The 18,082-nt window shown below is 69.4% G+C and carries 15 protein-coding genes; 11 read left to right on the top strand and 4 right to left on the bottom strand.

The window, feature by feature from the left end:
* Positions 1 to 657, bottom strand: a 657-nt coding sequence (locus tag NFW30_RS11420; RefSeq protein ID WP_295372100.1) for a site-specific integrase, incomplete at its 3' end; no start/stop codon positions are given.
* A gap of 569 nt (positions 658 to 1,226) precedes the next feature.
* Entirely contained in the window at positions 1,227 to 1,625 is a 399-nt protein-coding gene (locus NFW30_RS11415) for a hypothetical protein (protein WP_295355430.1), read from the bottom strand.
* Positions 1,626 to 1,877: 252 nt separating this feature from the next.
* On the opposite strand from NFW30_RS11415, the gene NFW30_RS11410 reads away from it, so the two are divergent.
* From NFW30_RS11410 to NFW30_RS11365, 10 genes are read left to right on the top strand one after another with little or no spacing between them, the layout of a single operon-like run.
* On the top strand, positions 1,878 to 3,350 hold the full coding sequence (locus NFW30_RS11410; RefSeq protein WP_295355432.1) for an NADH-quinone oxidoreductase subunit M: 1,473 nt from the start codon (positions 1,878 to 1,880) through the stop codon (positions 3,348 to 3,350).
* Positions 3,351 to 3,356: 6 nt separating this feature from the next.
* Positions 3,357 to 6,524, top strand: coding sequence for a DUF2309 domain-containing protein (locus NFW30_RS11405; RefSeq protein WP_295355434.1), 3,168 nt, complete (start codon positions 3,357 to 3,359; stop codon positions 6,522 to 6,524).
* A complete protein-coding gene (locus NFW30_RS11400) occupies positions 6,521 to 8,071 on the top strand; it encodes a proton-conducting transporter membrane subunit (protein ID WP_295355436.1) in 1,551 nt (516 codons plus the stop codon). The genes NFW30_RS11405 and NFW30_RS11400 overlap by 4 nt, the downstream gene beginning before the upstream one ends.
* A complete protein-coding gene (locus NFW30_RS11395; RefSeq protein ID WP_295355438.1) occupies positions 8,068 to 9,570 on the top strand; it encodes an NADH-quinone oxidoreductase subunit M in 1,503 nt (500 codons plus the stop codon). The genes NFW30_RS11400 and NFW30_RS11395 overlap by 4 nt, the downstream gene beginning before the upstream one ends.
* A complete protein-coding gene (locus NFW30_RS11390; RefSeq protein WP_295355440.1) occupies positions 9,563 to 11,059 on the top strand; it encodes an NADH-quinone oxidoreductase subunit M in 1,497 nt (498 codons plus the stop codon). Before NFW30_RS11395 ends, NFW30_RS11390 begins: the two co-directional genes overlap by 8 nt.
* Before the next feature lie 55 nt (positions 11,060 to 11,114).
* Positions 11,115 to 11,819, top strand: a complete 705-nt coding sequence (locus tag NFW30_RS11385; RefSeq protein WP_295355442.1) for an aldehyde dehydrogenase family protein — start codon at positions 11,115 to 11,117, stop codon at positions 11,817 to 11,819.
* Between the two features lie 3 nt (positions 11,820 to 11,822).
* On the top strand, positions 11,823 to 12,779 hold the full coding sequence (locus NFW30_RS11380) for a D-2-hydroxyacid dehydrogenase (RefSeq protein WP_295355443.1): 957 nt from the start codon (positions 11,823 to 11,825) through the stop codon (positions 12,777 to 12,779).
* Positions 12,780 to 12,784: 5 nt separating this feature from the next.
* Positions 12,785 to 13,561: a molybdate ABC transporter substrate-binding protein gene (gene modA / locus NFW30_RS11375; RefSeq protein ID WP_295355445.1), complete on the top strand. Its 777-nt coding sequence runs from the start codon at positions 12,785 to 12,787 to the stop codon at positions 13,559 to 13,561.
* Between the two features lie 6 nt (positions 13,562 to 13,567).
* Positions 13,568 to 14,230, top strand: a complete 663-nt coding sequence (gene modB, locus NFW30_RS11370; protein ID WP_295355447.1) for a molybdate ABC transporter permease subunit — start codon at positions 13,568 to 13,570, stop codon at positions 14,228 to 14,230.
* A complete protein-coding gene (locus NFW30_RS11365; RefSeq protein ID WP_295355449.1) occupies positions 14,227 to 15,366 on the top strand; it encodes an ABC transporter ATP-binding protein in 1,140 nt (379 codons plus the stop codon). Before modB ends, NFW30_RS11365 begins: the two co-directional genes overlap by 4 nt.
* A 303-nt stretch (positions 15,367 to 15,669) precedes the next feature.
* Here NFW30_RS11365 and NFW30_RS11360 read toward each other — a convergent pair whose 3' ends face one another.
* Positions 15,670 to 16,560: a LysR family transcriptional regulator gene (locus NFW30_RS11360; protein ID WP_295355451.1), complete on the bottom strand. Its 891-nt coding sequence runs from the start codon at positions 16,558 to 16,560 to the stop codon at positions 15,670 to 15,672.
* 102 nt (positions 16,561 to 16,662) lie between these two features.
* Between NFW30_RS11360 and NFW30_RS11355 the strand changes: the two genes are divergently transcribed.
* A complete protein-coding gene (locus tag NFW30_RS11355) occupies positions 16,663 to 17,280 on the top strand; it encodes a LysE family translocator (RefSeq protein ID WP_295355453.1) in 618 nt (205 codons plus the stop codon).
* 135 nt (positions 17,281 to 17,415) lie between these two features.
* Here the strand turns inward: NFW30_RS11355 and NFW30_RS11350 are convergent.
* The coding region (locus tag NFW30_RS11350) for an SDR family oxidoreductase (RefSeq protein ID WP_295372097.1) at positions 17,416 to 18,082 on the bottom strand (667 nt) is incomplete at its 5' end.

Raw genomic sequence — 18,082 nt, 5'->3', positions numbered from 1 at the left:
TGGCCGCCGAGCACGGCCGTGCGACAGGCGACGATCGCCCGCCAGACCTTCGCCCCGGCCGACGACAGGACGTGGCTGGCGAGGACCGCCGGCCCGTGCCGGCGGAAGACCTCGCCCAGCGTCACTGGCACCGACTCGAGTGAGCGGGGAGAGCAGCGTGTAGCGATCCTTGCCGCCCTTGCCGTGGCGGACCTTGAGGCACATGCGATCGGCGGCGCTCTCGATGTCCCCGAGCTGCAGGGCGCAGACTTCCGACACCCGCAGGCCGGCGGCGTAGGTGGTCATCAGCAGCGTTCGCCCGCGCAGGGTGTGCGCCGCGTCGATCAGGCGCGCCACCTCTTCGCGCGAGAGGATCTGCGGCAGCCGTTTGGGCACCTTCGCCATCGGGATGTCGAAGCCGGCCTCCGGAAGACCGAGCACGCGCCGACAGAGAAAGCGCAGCGCACACGAGGCCTTGTTGACACTGGCACAGGCGAGCTTCCTGTCGCGAATCAGGTGCAGCAGCCAGGCATGCACCTCCTCGACGCGCAGCTCGGCCGGCGATCGATTGTAGAACATCGCCAGATCGGCGACCGCGCCGATATACGCTTCCTGCGTCCGTGCCGCCATGCCACGCAGGGACATCGCGTTGCTCATTCTTTCACGCAGCTCACTCATGGTCTTCTCCTCGATTGCCGCGGGGACGTCCACCGCAGCGAGGAGGATCGAGGATTTGCGAGTGAGTTGGCGAACGAGTCGTCGAGACCTCGATCGCGCGAGCGCAGGCTGAAAACGAAGGTGCGAGGAGACCGAGGCGCCGGGGTGCACAAGCCAGCGCGGAGCGCCTTGGTTCAGCGTCTGGCTTGAACGGACGGATGCGAGCGGCGCAGCCTTTTCGCGCCGCTTGCGGCCGGTCCGCTCGAAGCGTTCGTGGGGCGGCGTGGCCTAAAGCACCGGCTGGTGTTCTCGGCTTGCATGCCAGAAAGCGAGCACGTGAAGGCCGTCGTTCTGCGCCTTGTAGTAGATGAAGTGACCGACGCGGCTGAGAAAGAGGCGACGCACCTCTGGCGTTCGCGACCCCTGCTACCTTGCGCCGATGCCCGGCTGCTCAGCCAGCAAGGCGACGGCCTCGCCAAAGTCGGCACCGATGGCACCCGGGGCGGCAGGACGGTTTGCCGCCCACCACTCGGCAGCGTTGCGAACCTGACTTGCTGCTCGGGCTGAGACCTGGACGCGAAGCGCCATGCTCAGGTGTGTTTCGGCAAAGACTGAAGAAGATCTTCAAGAGTGACATGCTCGCCACGTTCGATCTCTGCCATGGCGGCGAGCAGTTCGTCTTCCTGAGCTTCGGTGAGAGTAAACCTCTCGTCGGAGCCGCGGCTGATGACGGTTGCGACGGCGCCCTCAGCAAGAGGAACTCCTTCCAACACGATCTTTCCGTCGATGACGGTTCCGGTGGCGATTTGCACAAGGCAATGGTACTCCGGTCCTTTGTGAAGCGGGCGCTCGGTAGCTGCCTGGTCACGCCCAGAACGTGATGTAGCAATCCCAATAGACGCAAGGCTTTGCGTCAATATCCTGAAAACATGCGCGTCAGCTGCAGATCTTTCCAACAGAACAGGGCGATGCGTCATCGGCCAGTCCACCAAGAGATCCGCCAGTTGCGTCAGAGCACCCCGCCGGGCCGCCGCGCCGCCGCGCCGGCTGACGGAGCAGTTCGCCCACCGTCGCCGACCGACCGACTATGGTTGGACGGGGTCATGGCCGCAACTAAAGGGCGGCGCGCACGCCGAGCCATCGGCAGCGGCGGCAGCGACCGCCAAAGCTGGCATAATCTTCCCCATGCGAAGAAGAACATCCGGCGGGGCGGCGGGGGGGCGCGCCACCGCGATCCGGCGATGCTGAAGACCCTGTTGCTGCTGCCGCTGCTCGGGGCGGCCCTCGTTGCCCTGCTGCCCAATCGCAGCGTCGACCTGATGCGGCATCTGGCGAGTGCCATCGCGGCCGCGACGATGCTCTGCGCCTTCCTGCTGCTGGCCGGCTTCGACGCGAGCACCGCCGACATCCAGTTCTTCGAGAGCCGGCCATGGAATCCGCGCGTCGGCTCGCATCTGGCGCTCGGCGTCGACGGCATCTCGCTGCCGATGATCCTGCTCGCCACGCTGCTCTGCTTCGTCGCCATCTTTTCCTCGACCAGCGTGCGCAACGGCGCCAAACTCTACTTCTCGCTGCTGCTGATCCTCGAGACCGCCCTGCTGATCGTCTTCACCGCCCGCGACTGGTCGCTGTTCTACGTCTGCTGGGAACTGACGCTGATCCCCCTCTTCTTCCTCATCGACCGCCTCGGCGGTGCCAACCGCCATCGCGCCGCGCTCAATTTCGTCCTCTACACCCTCGGCGGATCGGTGTTCATGCTGATCGCCCTGCTGCTGCTCTACGACGTCGCACCCGGGCACAGCTTCGCGATGGCCGACATGGCAGCCGGTGGCGCGCAGTTGCCGGTAGGCACGCAGGTGCTGGTCTTCCTCGGCCTGCTGCTCGGCTTCGGCGTCAAGATGCCGATCGTCCCGGTGCACGGATGGCTGCCACTGGCGCACGTCGAGGCGCCGAGCCCGATTTCGATCCTGCTCTCCGGCATCCTCCTGAAGATGGGCGCCTACGGCCTGATCCGCGCCGTCGCGACGCTGCCCGCGGCGGCGCTCGCGCTGCAGGACTGGCTCGCCCTGCTGGCACTCGTCAGCCTGGTCTACGGCGCCGTCCTCGCCTGGCGGCAGACCGACCTGAAGGCGATGATCGCCTACTCGTCGATCTCGCACATGGGCGTCGTGCTGCTCGGCATTGCCAGTCTCAACCCGGCCGGCCTCAGCGGCGCCCTGACGCAGATGGTCGCGCACGGCCTGACCGCCGGCCTGCTCTTCCTGCTCATCGGCCTGCTCTACGAGCGGACACACGGTCGCGACCTCGCCGCCTACGGCTCGCTGAACCGGATCGCGCCGCGCTTCGCCGCCTTCATCGTCTTCGCCCTGCTGGCTGCCGTCGGCCTGCCGGGCAGCGCCGGCTTCGTCGCCGAACTGCAGGTCCTGGTCGGTGCCTACGGCCGCTGGGGTGGCTGGCTGCTGCTGCTCTCGGCAGCGATGCTGGTCGCCGCCGCCTGTGCCCTGCGCGCCATCCGCTGCCTGTCCACGGGGCCCGAGCGGGCGATGGGTGCGGCGCCTGCCGGCGTCGCCTGGTTTGCCGACCTGGGCCGCGTCGAGTGTGCGGCAGCCTGGCTGCTGACCGCCGGTGTCGTCGGCATCGGCCTGCATCCGCAACCGCTGCTGCAGTTGATGGCCTCCTCGCTGGCCCGGCTGGCGGCCGGACTCGGCGCTTGAGCGACGATGGGCGAAGTCGCTGCCGACACCGCCGCCACAGCCGCGCCGAGCACCGCGGCGCAGCGGGTTCTCGCCTGCCTGCGACACATCGCCCATCTCCTGCCGGCGCAGGCGCCGCTGCGTGACTTCGTCCATCACAATACTCTGCACGCTTTCCAGCACGTGCCGTTCATCGACGCGCTGGCGGCGGCGGCACGCCTCACGGGCGCCCGCCCGTGGCTACCCGAGGAGCGTTGCCGCGAACTCTTCCGGCAGGGGCGGATCGATGCCGGCGACCTGGCAGCCGCACTGCGGCAACTGCCGGCAGCACGTGCCGACGAGACGCTGTTCGTCGTCGGCGGCCGTTCGTGGCAGCGCGGCGAGGTGCTGCAGGTGGCGTTGCGCCAGCCGGCAAGGACGATCCCGGCTGCCACCCTGCGCTGGCAGTTCGCCGAGCGCGCGGCCGGCGAAAGGCTGCAGGCGGACCTCGAGCCGACCACGCGGCAGCGCCTGCTCGCCGCCGCCGGCGGCGATGAGCGGGCACTGGTCGCCGATCTCTGGGCCACCGCCTGCGCCCTGCGCGCCGACCCGCCGGCGACGCCGGCTGCGCAGCCGGCGTCGCTACTGTGGCAGGAACTGCACGCCCGGCTCGGCGACGGCTGGACGCTCACCGGGCTGCTGGCCCACCTCAGCGGCGAGGACGCCGCCGAGATCCTGCAGCCGATGCTGATCCGTCATCTCGCCGCGCATCTCGACGGCGGTCTCGCTGCCTGGAAGAACCCGCTGCAGATGCGGGGGTTCTACGCTGCCTGGCGCGCCAGCGCCGGCAGTGACTGGACCTGGGAACTGGACGAGTTTGCCGGTGCGCGGCAGCAGATCCGCGAGTTGCCCGACGACGCGCTGCAGGCGATCGTCGACGAACTGCAGCGCCTCGGCATCGAATCCGGACGCTGGTGCGGCTACCTGCAGCAACTGGCCATGGAGCTACCGGGCTGGGCGGGCATGTTCCACTGGCGGCAGAGCCGCCCACGGGCGGATGCGCCACCGGTCGACCTGGGCGATCTGCTGGCCGTGCGAATGGTCCTCGATCGCCTCTACGGCGAGCAACTGCTGCACCGGGTCTGGGGACTGCCGATGCAGCTCGAAACGCTCGCTGCCCATCTCATCGAACACCCGCAGGAACTGCTGCTGCGGCACGCGCATGGCAACCGCAGCCTGCCGGACGAGATCCTGGCCAGCCTGCGGCCACTGCTGCTGGCACCGGTGGCCGGCAACGGCAGGAGCTGGACGCAACTGGCACTGGCCGCGGCGACCGCCGGCGCCAGTGCCGGCGAAGACAACGCCGGCATGGCCTGGCCGCTGTTCGTCCTGGCCCAGCACCTCGGTCTCGACGCCGGCGAGCTGCGCGAACTGGGCTCGGCCGGCACGCAGGCGCTGCTCGCCTGTGCCACCTCGCTGTCCGACGAGGAACGCGGCCTGGCCTGGTTGCTGGCTTATGAGCATCACTATCGGCAGCGGATCCTCGCTGCCCTGGCGGCCAACCGCGGTCGCTCGCCGGCGCGCGTGCCGCGGGCGGCGGCGCAGCTCGTCTTCTGCATGGACGACCGTGAGGAGGGAACCCGCCGCCACCTCGAGGAAGTCGAGCCGGCCTACGAAACCTTCGGCGCCGCCGGTTTCTTCGGCGTCCCGATGCTCTGGCAGGGGATCGACGACGAGACGCCGACGGCGCTCTGCCCGGTCGTCGTCCGACCGACGAACGCGGTGCGCGAGACCGTCCCGGCGACAGCCCGGGCGGCGCACCGGCAGCACCTGCGGCGACGCGGGCTGCGCCTGCGCTGGCAGGAGCGACTGCACCAGCGGAGCCGCCGCGGCAGCCTGCTGGCGGCTCTGCTGACGGCCATCGCCGCGCCCGCGGCACTGCTCGCACTGTTCGCCCGCACCCTCGCTGCCGGTCGCTTCGGCGGGTTGCTCGAGCGTTGCCGTGCCGCCTTCGACCAGCCGCTGCCGGGCACCCTGCAACTGACCGCCGACGGCGACGAGGCCAGCCGAGACGCCAGCGCCGACAGTCCGCGGCAGGGTTTCAGCGAGGACGAGCAGGTGGCGCGCGTTGCCGGCTTCCTGCGCAGCATCGGCCTCACCGAGGGCTTCGCGCCGCTGCTGGTGATCGTCGGCCACGGTTCCGACAGTCGCAACAACCCGCATCTCAGCGCCTACGACTGTGGTGCCTGCTCCGGCCGGCACGGCGGCCCGAACGCGCGTGTTCTCGCCGCCCTCGCCAACCGGCCGCAGGTACGGCGCCGGCTGGCGGAGCAGGGAATCGTCATCGCCGAGGACTGCCGCTTCGTTGCCGCCGAACACAACACCTGCGACGAGAGCTTCCTCTGGTACGAGGACGAGCCGCTCAATGCCGCACAGCAGGCCGCCTTCGCCCGCCTGCGCCGCGATTGCGACGAAGCCGCCCGGCTGCATGCCGTCGAGCGCTGCCGCCGCTTCGCCTCGGCGCCCGGCAACCCGACGCCGCAGCAGGCGCTGCAGCATCTCGCGGACCGCCGCCACGACCTGGCACAGGCTCGCCCGGAGCTGGGTCACGCGACCGTCGCGACGGCCTTCATCGGCCGCCGCAGCATGAGCCGCGGGGCGTTCTTCGATCGCCGCGCCTTCCTGATCTCCTATGATCCGCTGCCCGATGGCGACGGCCGCATCCTCGAGGCGACGCTGCTCGCCGCCGCGCCGGTCGGCGCCGGCATCAACCTCGAGTACTACTTCTCGACCGTCAACAATGAAGGCTACGGCTGCGGCAGCAAGGTGATGCACAATCTCGCCGGGCTGTTCGGCGTCATGCAGGGCAGCAGTTCGGATCTGCGCACCGGCCTGCCGCTGCAGATGGTCGAGATCCACGAAGCGATGCGCCTGCTGGTGATCGTCGAGCAGACGCGCGAGATCATCGGTGCCATCTACCAGCGGCAGCCGCCGCTGCAGGAACTGATCGGCAACGGCTGGGTGGTGCTCGGCGCGCTCGACCCGCCGAGCGGCGCCATCGACCTCTTCGACCCGGCGCGCGGCTGGCAGCCGTGGACCGCCGACGCCGCCGGCCTGCCACCGCTGCCCGAATGCGAGCGCTCGGGCGACTGGTTCGCCGGCCACCGCGAGCCGCTTTCGCCAGCGCTGCTGCGGCGTCCGCTGGCCCGGCCATGAACGCCATCGACAGCATCCTGGCGCCCCTCGCCGCGGTCAGTGAGGTCCTCTGGCTGGTGCCGCTGCTGCCGCTGCTGGCAGCGCTGCCGATCGCCCTGCGCCTGTTGCTGCGCAGTGGCGGCGGCGATGCCGGCGAGCCGCTGACCGCGGGCATCGCCAGCGGCGCCGCACTGGCCGCGCTGCTGCTGCTCGTGCTGCTCGATCTCGCCGCCCTCGGCGGCGAACTGCCAGCGCATCCGGCCTTCGGCGACTGGCTGCGCATCGGCGCCGTGCCCGTCCGCCTGTCCTTCGTCCTCGATGCCTACAGCCTGCCGGCGGCGACGCTGGTGGCGCTGATCTGCTGGCTCACGATCCGCTTCTCGGCCACCTACCTGCACCGGGAAAGCGGCTTCCAGCGCTTCTTCCTCGGCCTCTGCCTGTTCCTCGCCGGCATGCTGCTGATCGTCCTCGCCGGCAATGCGGTCCTCTGCTTCGTCGGCTGGGAACTCGCCGGTTTCAGCTCGTGGCTGCTCATCGGCTACGCCTGCGAACGACCCTCGGCGACACGCAACGCGCTGTTCGCCTTCGTCACCAACCGTGTCGGCGATGCCGGATTCATGCTCGGCATCGGTCTTGCGGTGTGGTCGGTGGGCACCCTCGAGTGGGCCTGGCTGGCCGGCGACGGCAGCATGGGCCGGGTCACCGTCCGCCTGCTGGCGGCCGGCTTCGTCGTCGCGGCACTGGTCAAGTCGGCGCAGCTGCCGTTCACGCCCTGGATCGGTCGCGCGCTCGAAGGCCCGACGCCGTCATCGGCACTCTTCTACGGCTCGCTGCTGGTCCACGCCGGGGTCTACCTCCTCTGCCGCCTGCAGGGCCTGCTGTTGCAGGCGCCCGACCTGATGGCGCTGCTCGCCGCCGTCGGGTTGTTGACCGCTGCCTACGGCAGCCTCTGCGGGCTGGTGCAGAGCGACGTCAAGTCGGCCCTGGTCTTCGCAACCGTCGCCCAGGTCGGCCTGATGGTCCTCTGCTGCGGTCTCGGACTGTTCTGGCTGGCGGCCTGCCACGCCGCGCTGCACGCCAGCTGGCGTGCCTACCAGTTCCTGCTCGCGCCGGCGTACATGCATCTCGTGCGCCAGCCGGCGCGACCGCTGCCACGCTGGCTGGCGGACTGGCGCTGGGGTTACACGGCGGCACTGCAACGCTTCTGGATCGAGCCGCTGGCCAGCAGCCTGCTGACGCGGCCGACCCTCGCCCTGGGGCGGGACGTGCGGGCACTCGACGAGCGCTTCATCGACCCCTTGCTCGGAGCGCCCCGTGACGACGAGCGTTCGCCGGCCAGCCCCGCCGGCGATGAGCTGATCCGCGGCCACGGCCTCGCCGGCCGCGCGCTGTTCGCTTTCGCCAATCGCCTGCAGGCCATCGAGAACCGCCTGCTGCTCAGCGACGGCGGCACACTCGGCCGGCATCTGCGGCAGATCGGGCATTACGCCGACACCGTCGAAACGCTGCTCGAACAGCCGCGCTACCTGATGCTGATGGTCATGGCGACCTTCGTGGTGATCCTGTGAGCGAGATCCTCTGGAGCACGCAGGCCGGCTACCCGCTGCTGGCGACGCTGCAATGGCTGCCGCTGGCCGGTGGCCTGCTCCTGCCGCTGATCCGCGGACAGGCGCTGGCGCTGATCCTCGGTCGCCTGTTCGCGGTCGGCGAACTGGTCGTCGCCATCGACCTGCATGCCCGCATCGACGTCTTGCGCGCCGGCCTGCAGTTCGCCGAACGCTTCGACCTGCTCGCCTATCATGCCGCCGCCGACGGCATCAGCGTGCTGTTCATCCTGCTCGCGGCGCTGCTCGGCGTCCTGCTCTCGTTCTACGGCATGGCGCGGCAGCAGATCTCGCCGGTGCAGCTGCTCAGCGTGCTGCTGCTCATCGAAAGCGCGCTGATGACGATGCTGACGACGCTGAACCTGCTGTGGTTCGCCGCCGCCTCGGCGGTGCAACTGGCGCTGGTCGCCTACCTGCTCTGGCGCTGGGCGTCGAGCAGCGAGGAGAACCTCGCCCTGTCGCGTTTCCTGCAGTACCAGTTCTTCGGCTGCGGCCTGTTCGTTGCCGGGGCACTCGTCCTCGCCTGGAGCCACGCCGATGTGATCGGTGGTCACTGGAGTTTCGACCTCCTCGACCTGCTGCGCACGCCGCAGATCGGCAAATACCAGTCGGTCGCCTTCTACCTGCTGTTCTACGGTCTCGCCATCCGCACGCCACTGTTCCCGCTGCACGGCTGGCTGCCCAACTCGGCCGGCCACGGCCTGATTGCCGTCGCTCCGGTTCTGCTGCTCGGCGTCAAGGTCGGCATCTACGGCATGGCGCGCTTCCTGCTGCCACTGACGGCCGAAGCGGTGACCACCTGGCAGGCCTACGTCGTCGCCTTCGCCATGGTCGGCGTCTTCTTCGCCGCCATCCTCGCCTTTCGCCAGATCAATCTGCGACGGCTGATGGCCTTTGCCGTCGTCAGCCACACCAGCCTGATCGTCATCGGCCTGTTCACGCTGCACCCCGCGGGACTGCAGGGCGCGCTGCTGCTGGCAATCAACTTCGGCCTGGCGGCGACGCTGATGCTGCTGATGATCGGCTACGTCTACCGCCGCACCGGCACCACCGAGCTGGCGCGGCTCGGCGGCCTCTTCGACCGCATCCCCTTCATCACCATCGCCTTCCTGATCGGTGGCCTGGCGATCCTCGGCATGCCGGGAACACCGGGCTTCGACGCCGTGCATCTGGTGCTCGAGGCGTCGATCGAGACCTTCGGTGCCCTGCCGACGATCGCCACCGCGCTCGGCAACGTCGCTGCCGCCGGTTTCCTGCTCTGGGCCTTCCAGCGCGCCTTCCTGGCGCCGCGGCCGCGCGACCTGCCGGCGGCTCGCATCGCCCGCACCAGTCGCCTCGAGTATCTCGTCGGCGGGACCACGCTGCTCGTGCTGCTCGCCGCCGGCTTCTTTCCGGAACCATGGCTGCAGCTGACCGACCGTGCGACGGCGGCACTGGCAGAGCACTTCGTCCGACATGAATGAGATCGCGCACTGGCCCCTGTTGAGCGCGCTGCTGGCGCTGCCGCTGCTCGGCGCGCTCGGCTGCGCGCTGCTGCGGCAGCCGCCGCTGGCACGGTCCATCGCGCTTGGCAGCAGCCTGCTGACGCTGCTCTGTTCGCTGCTGGTCGTCGGCGCCTTCGATGGCGCCGACCCGGACTTCCAGTTGCGCGAGTCGCACGACTGGATCGGCGCCCTCGGCATCCGCTACCTGGTCGGCGTGGACGGACTTTCGGTGCTCTTCCTGCCGGCGACGGCGCTGCTCTTCTCTGGCGCGATCGTCGCCGGCTGGCGCGTGGCGGCCGCCACGTCGCCGCTCGCGCCGGGCCTTCACTTCGCCATGCTGCTGCTCCTCGAGGCGGCAACCCTCGGCGTCTTCTGTGCCCTCGACACCATCCTCTTCTTCTTCTGCTGGGAACTCACCCTGCCGCCACTCTACTTTCTCGTCAGCCAGTGGGGCCTCGGGACCGGCCGCCAGGGCGCCGCCGTCCGCTATTTCCTCGTCATGCTGGCGGGCGGAGTGCCGCTGCTCTTCGCTTTCCTGGCGCTCGCCTTCGCACCCGCCGGCGGCGCAGCCCCGGTCTTCGATCTGCCGACACTGCTCGCCACGCCGCTGCCGGAGCAGCGGCAGCACCTCGTCTTCCTGCTCCTGCTGCTCGGCCTCGGCGCCAAGATACCGCTGGTGCCGCTGCACACCTGGCTGCCGCCGCTGGCGATGAACGCGCCGGCGGCGGTCACCGCGCTGCTCGTCGGGCTGAAACTCGGCGCCTACGGCCTGATCCGGCTGGCCATCCCGCTGGCGCCGATCGCCGCCCGCGACCTGCACTGGCTGCTCGCCGGCTTCGGCACCGTGGCGATCCTCTACGGCGGCGTCGCGGCGCTGGTGCACAGCAATCTGCGCGGCATGCTCGCCTACTCGAGTCTGGCGCATGTCGGGCTGGTGCTGCTCGGCCTGGCGTCGTTCTCGGTCTCCGGGCTGCAGGGCGTCCTGCTGCAGCTCTTGAACTTCGCCCTCGCCGGTGGCGGTGCCTTCCTCGTCCTGTCGTTCCTGCAGCGGCGAACCGGCTCGACCGACATCGCGCAACTCGGTGGCGCCCTGCGCAGCATGCCGCGCCTCAGTGCCCTCTTCCTGCTCTTCGGCCTCGCCGGCATCGGCCTGCCGGGAACCAGCGGCTTCCCGGGCGAACTGCTGATCATCGTCGCCGCGCTGCATGACCACACCGGTGCCGGCCTCGCTGCGCTGTTCGGCATGGTGCTCGCCGCCGCCGCTTTCCTGTCGCCATTCCGGCAGGCTTTCTTCGGGCCGGCGAACGCACCGGAAGTGGCTGCCGCGGAAGACCTGCTGCCGCGCGAGATGGCGCTGCTGCTCGTGCCGGCGACGCTCGTCGTGGCCATCGGGCTGTACCCGATGCCGCTCCTCGAGCTGCTGCGACCGGCCGCCGAGGCCTGGGTGGCGGCCCTTGCCGGGCTTTGAGCCACAGCTCCCCGATGCACGACCGACGCTCCCCCGAAATCCTTGCGAGGAATCGATGAAAGACACCGACGACATCCTGGCCGTACCGCTGTGGATCAACGGCCATGCCTTCCTGACCATGGCGCCCGCCTTCTTCGACGTCCGCGACCCGCGCAGCGGCCTGATCCGGCGGCGGACGCCGCTGTGCGGCGCCAGCCAGGCGGCGACGGCAGTCGATGCGGCCGCGGCGGCGCTGCCGGCGTGGCTGGCGCTGTCCGCCGGCGAGCGGGCAGCCCTGCTGGCGACGCTGGCCGATGCCCTGGCCGGATATGGCAGCCACTTCGCCGGCCTGATCGCCGAGGAAAGCGGCCAGGAGGATGCGCTCGCCGCGACCGAGGTCGCGACTGCGCTGCAACTGCTGCGCAGCGCTGCCGGTGCAGCGCCGGCGATTGCCGGCGGTTGCGTCGTCGGCATCGTCTGCGACCACCAGGCGCCGCTGGCCGGGCTCCTGCAGCGCGCCGTGCCGGCCCTGCTGGCCGGCTCGACGGTGGTCGCCAAGCCGAGTCCGAAAGCCCCCTCGGCGGCCGTCGCGCTGGCCGAACTGACGGCCCGGAGCGGCTTCCCGGCTGGCGCCTTCAACGTCCTGCACGGCGATCTCGACGCGGTCGAAGGACTCTGCGCAGCCCCCGCGCTCGGCCGGCTGCTGTTTGCCGGCGACGCCGTGCTGGCCCGCCGCGTTGCCGAGATCGCCGGCCGCCACGGCCGGCAGCTCGCGGACTGAGCCATGCACCGCATCGTCTACCTCGAACGGGAATCGATCGTCGCCGCGGTCCGCCGGCCCGCTTTCCCGCATCACTGGCGCGAGCATGCGTGCACGCTGCAGGCGGAAGTCGGCGAACGGCTGGCCGGGGCGACGATCGCCATCGTCAACAAACTGCAGCTCGACGCCGGACTGATCGCAATGCTGCCGTCGCTGGAGATGATCGCCGTCGCCGCCACCGGTACCAACAACGTCGACCTCGACGCCTGCCGGGCGCGCGGCGTCGTCGTCAGCAACATCCGCGGCTACGCGGTGCATACGGTTCCCGAGCATGTCTTCGCGTTGCTGCTGGCGCTGTCGCGCAACCTCATCGCCTACCGGCAGTCCGTCGCCGCCGGCAGATGGCAGCGTGCCGAGCAGTTCTGCTTCTTCGACTTTCCGATTCGCGACCTCTGCGGCGCGACGCTGGCGATCGTCGGCAGCGGCAGCCTCGGCAACGGCGTCGCCCGCCTCGCCGAAGCTTTCGGCATGCACGTCCTGCGCAGCGAGCGCAAGGGCGCGGCGACGCTGCGTCCGGGCCACACGCCCTTCGCCGACGTCCTGCGCGAGGCGGACGTGATCTCGCTGCACTGCCCGCTGACCAGCGCGACGCGCCACCTGATCGGCGCCGACGAACTGCGGGCGATGAAGCGATCGGCGCTGCTGATCAACACCGCCCGCGGCGGACTGGTCGATGAAGCGGCGCTGCTCGCCGCGCTGCGCGAGGGCCTCATCGCCGGCGCCGGCTTCGATGTCCTGAGCGTCGAGCCGCCGGTCGCCGGCAACCCGCTGCTCGCGCCCGAGCTGCTGGCGCTGCCGAACTTCCTGCTGACGCCGCACGTCGCCTGGGCCAGCCAGCCGGCGATGCAGGCACTCGCCGACCAGCTCACCGCCAACATCGAGGCCTTCGTCCGTGGCGAGCCGCAGAACCGGGTGGCCTGAGGCCGATGCCGACCGGCCCCCGTCTGCACTGGCTGCGCTGGCTGCTGCTCTCGCTGCTGCTGCTCACCGGCAGGGCAGCGGCGGTCAACGTCGCCGCCGCCGCCGACCTCCAGTTCGCTCTGGGCGAGATTGCCGCCAACTACGAGCGTCAGCGCGGCACGCGCATCATCCTTGCCTTCGGTTCGTCGGGCCACTTCGCGCGCCAGATTCCGCAGGGCGCGCCGTATGAACTCTTCCTCTCGGCCGACGAGGAATACATCTTCCAGCTCGCCCGGCAAGGCCTGCTGCGCGACCAGGGACGACTCTACGCGATCGGCCGGCTGGCGCTGCTGTTGCCGCAGGGATCGCCGATAGCGGCCGACGGCGAGCTGCGCGGGCTGGCCGGCGCGCTGGCCGCGGGCCAGCTGCAGCGGCTGGCGATCGCCAATCCGGAACATGCGCCCTACGGCCGCGCCGCCCGCGCCGCGCTCGAACGGGCGGGTCTCTGGCTACCGCTGCAGGGCAGGCTGGTGTTCGGCGAGAACGTCGCGCAGGCGGCGCAGTTCGCGCTCAGCGGCTCGGCACAGGGCGGCCTCGTCGCCTGGTCGCTGGCGCGCTCGCCCGAGCTGGCCAAACGGAGCGTCGCGGTGCTCGTCCCCGCCGACTGGCATCCGCCGCTGCGGCAGCGGATGGCCCTGACGGCGCGCGCCGGCGCCGAGGCGCAGCGCTTCTACGACTACCTGCAGCAGCCGTCGGCGCGCGCCGTCCTCGAGCGCCACGGCTTCGCGCTGCCAGGCGACTGAGCGACGATGGACTGGCAGGCGCTCTCGCTGTCGCTGCAACTCGCCAGCGCCACCGCGCTGCTGCTGCTGCCAGCGGCCGTCTGGCTGGCACGCCTGCTCGCGTGGTCGGCCTGGCGCGGCCGCGCGGCGCTGGAAGCGGCGATCCTGCTGCCGCTGGTGCTGCCGCCGACGGTCCTCGGCTACTACCTGCTGCTCGGCCTCGGCGGCGCCTCGCCACTCGGCCAGGCCTACCACGCGCTGACCGGCCGCCAGCTGGTGTTCAGCTTCGACGGCCTGCTCGTCGCCTCGCTGATCGTCAACCTGCCATTCGCGGTGCAGCCGATGCAGCGCAGCTTCGCGGCGATTCCGCGCGAGCTGCGCGAGGCGGCGTGGGTTTCCGGCCTATCGCGCTGGCAGACCTTCCTGCGCATCGAGCTGCCGCTCGCCTGGCCGGGAATCGCCGCCGCGCTCGCGCTCAGCTTCACCCACACGCTCGGCGAGTTCGGCGTCGTGCTGATGGTCGGCGGCAGCGTGCCGGGCGAGACGAGGACGATCGCCATCGCCATCTACGACCAGGTACAGGCGTTCAACGATGCGGCGGCGGCGGGCATGTCGGCGCTGCTGCTGGCGCTTTCCTTCGTCGCCGTGATCGTCGTCAGCCGGCTGGGACGCCCGGCGCCGCGGCGATGACGACGCTCAGCGCCCGCCTCGAGCAGACGGCGCCGATCCCGCTCGCTGCCGACATCCGCTGCGCGAGCGGCGAGTTGCTGGCGCTCGTCGGTCCCTCCGGCAGCGGCAAGTCGACGATCCTGCGCTGCCTCGCCGGCCTGCACCGGCCGGCGGCCGGCCATGTCCGCTGCGGCGACGAGAGCTGGTTCGACGCCGCCCGCGGCATCGACGTTCCGCCACAGCAGCGCCGCGTCGGTCTCGTGTTCCAGCATTACGCGCTCTTCCCGCACCTTAGCGCGCTGGCCAACGTCGTGCAGGCGCTCGGCCATCTGCCGCCGGCGGAACGGGCGGCACGCGCGCGCCACTGGCTGGCGCGCTGCAATCTCGACGGCTTCGACGACCGTCGCCCGGCCGAGCTCTCCGGCGGCCAGCAGCAACGCGTCGCCCTCGCCCGGGCGCTGGCGCGCGAGCCGCAGGTGCTGCTGCTCGACGAGCCCTTCTCGGCGGTCGACCAGGTGACGCGGCGCAGGCTGTTGCGGCAGCTCATCGAGCTGCGGCGCTCGCTGGCGATCCCGATCGTCCTCGTGACGCACGATCTCGAGGAGGCCAGCCTGCTCGCCGACAGCATGACGGTCCTGCACCATGGCCGCACGCTGCAGACCGCCACCCCCGAGGCGATGCTGGCACAGCCGGCGAGCGCGCTCGTCGCCCGCCTCACCGACCAGCCGAACCTGTTCGAAGGCACGGTGCTGCAGCACCTGCCGGCGGCCGACACGACGCTCATCGAGTGGCTCGGGCGGCCGTTGCTGGCCTCGCATCAGCCGGCTTTCGCGGTCGGCCAGACGGTCTGCTGGCTGGTCCCCGAAGCGGCAGTGGTCCTCGTCCGCGAGCACCAGAGCGAACGCGAGAACACCGTCAGCGCGCTCGTCAGCGAGCGCCTCGCCTGGCGCGGACACGCCACCGTCAGCGCCCGCGTCGACGGCCGCCGCGAGGCGACGCTGAACTTCGCCATCGGCGCGGCGGTGGCGGAACGGCGGGGAATCGTCCCCGGCGCGCGCGTGCCGCTGCAGTTGCAGAAGGCGGCGATCCGCCTGCTGGCCGCCGATGCGGCGATCGCCGGGCCGGCGGGGACATCCGGCAAGGGGCAATCCCCATGAGAAGTGCCGTGCCCGGACAGGGCATTCCGTTAGCGCGGCGATGTCGGAGATCCGTGGCGACGCGCCTGATGGCAGATCGGGGTGGCGGCAGACCACCGGCAGGGGACGATCGCGCTCCGCGAAAGCGTCCTTTCACCGCGTCGCCGGGCAACACGGCAGGCACCGCTCGCTCGGCAACGTTGATGGTCTTGCCTGACCGACCGGTACGCAGCGGAAAGGAGTCAGCGCTTGCAGCATGCCGTCCGTCGGCAACCGGCCAGGAACGCCCATCTGCAGCAAAGCCGCATAGGGGTCATCCGCCCCTCATGAATCTTGCAGTGCGACAACCGCCGCCTCGACTGAGGGGTTGTTTCTGGTGGCATTCCACGCTACCGCTGTTGTCACGACGCTCAGTTTCTCGGCCAAAGGACGCACGACAACTGTCTCGGTCGCCAACCGCTTCATCGCAGAGGGTATGAGGGCAACCCCCTGTCCGCAGCCGACGAAGGCAAGCTGCGAGGCCACCGAACCCACTTCGTGGACGATGCGCGGCGAAAAGCCGGCATTGTTGCAAGCCGTCACCAAGCTATCGAAATAGCTGGGGCTGACCCTACGATGGAACATGACGAAGTCTTCTTCTGCGAGCGAAGCCAGTCGAATCCGAGACCTTGCGGCTTGGGGATGCTCGTTGGGCAGGGCAACGGCCAAGCGATCTTCACGCAATGGCATCGACGCGATGCCAGAGCCGAGATCACCTTCAAGCCGGGCAAACGCCAGGTCAATGTCCCCTGCCTGAAGAAGAGGAACGGCCTCCACGCTGTCGATTTCCCGCATGGAGATGGTCATGTCAGGATGCGTGGTTCTCATCTTTTCGATCAACGGTGGCAATACTTCCACCATGGCAGAGGCGATTGCACCCACCGTCAGCATGCGGCGCTGTCCGCTTGCAGCTTCGCGAACGGCAAGTTCCAACCGTTCCAACTGCTCGGCAAACGTCTTGACGGCAGGGAGGATGGCAGTACCGGCGGGGGTCAGCTTCGTTCCGCGCCGTGATCGGTCAAACAGCTTGACCTTGAGTGCCTGCTCCAGGGTTTGAATTTGATCGGTCAGTGGTGGTTGCGACATGCCCAGTCGCTTGGCGGCACGACCAAAGTGCTGCTCCTCGGCAACAGCCAGAAAGAGCCACAGATGGCGGATGAGACGAAAGTTGATCATGGCCGACTGATATGTTTGGGCTATCGTAGCATTTCCCAGACAGTATTGGACGTATCAATCGCGTGGGCGCACCATGCACCCCACTCCTGACGTGAGGTTGCCATGCTCGATACCACCGCAGTTCTGTCTGCCGCCGTTGTCTGCCTGGCCGGCGTCGTGAGTCCCGGCCCGAACTTCGTGGCGGTGACTCATCGGGCGATTTCATCCTCTCGGGTAGAAGCGATTGCCATGGTGGTCGGCATTTCCACGGTGAATGCGCTTTGGGCAGCCATGGCCTTGTTTGGACTCAACGTGCTGATGACCTCCCTACCGTATTTGTTATGTTCAATCAAGCTGATGGGCGCAGCCTATCTGGTCTGGTTTGGCATTCAGCTGCTGAAGCGGTCGGGCCAGCCGCTCAAGGCAAGAGGTGGATCAGCTCGGGCGTCCTCTTTCCCTTCCGCGCTGCGCGATGGGATCGCGACCAATCTGGCAAACCCGAAATCGATGGCGTTCTATGCGTCGGTGTTCTCAGGGGCCGTTCCCGCCGACGCATCCTTGAAAACGTTGTTGGCCATGGTGGCGATGGTCGCAGTGCTGGCTGTCCTTTGGTATGGAAGCGTGGCGCTGCTTCTGTCTGCTGATCGAATGGCTGATTGGTATCGACACGGCAAGAGGACTGTCGAGCGTATCTGCGGCTTGTTTCTGATCTTTCTGGGCGGGCGTCAAGCTCTGTTCTGACTTGACCCGACTGGCTGCTCTGCGTCGCCAGGGTTCTGAGGTGCGCGCTGCAAACCGACTGCATCGTTGCGCCGCCAGATGCTGTCGTCCACCCAGCACTTGCCCTCCCTGGCCTGCAGCGCGACGGCCTGTCAGCTACGGCCATCCACCGGTGAAATTGAGCACCTGGCCGGTAGTGAACGGGGAGCGCCCGGACACCAGGAATTCGATCAGTTCACCCACCTCCCGTGGCTCACCGAGACGCCCCATCGGCACCTTGCCGGCGATTTCGCGGCGTCCTGCGGGGTCATCGATGAAGCGGGCACGCGGGTAATAGGCTTCGCTGTACAGGTAGTTCGGCGCCACGACATTCACCTGGATGCCGCAAGGCGCCGCCTCCTTCGCCAGCGCCAGGGCGAAGGCCGTCGTCCCGGCGCGCACCGCGGTGGCAACGGAAAACCCGGGCTCGGGCTGCAGTTGGCGCGCCGACGTAACGAAGACGAAAGTACCGCGGCGCGCCCGTTTCATCGGCGGCAACAGCAACTGCGTCAGGCGGTAGGGAAAGATCAGCAGCGCCTCGATGCTCTGGCGCAGTGTTTCGAGGGCGACCTCCTCGATCGGCAACGGCATGTTGGGAAAGACATCGTTGGCAACGACAGCGCCGATCGCGATTCCGCGTTCCTTCAACTCGGCGGCGATGGCATCGGGCGTTTGGCCGCACAGCGCCACGGCGCCCGCATGCGCGATCTCGAAATCCCGGGCGACAGCCGCGTCGACGAAGCCGGCATCGTGACAGATCAGCCGGTGTTTTTCCCGCAGCAAT

The sequence above is a fragment of the Accumulibacter sp. genome (assembly GCF_023806635.1).
Lineage (GTDB): Bacteria > Pseudomonadota > Gammaproteobacteria > Burkholderiales > Rhodocyclaceae > Accumulibacter.
The sequence above is the reverse complement of the archived record's forward strand: the minus strand, read 5'-3'. Positions and strand labels throughout refer to the sequence as shown.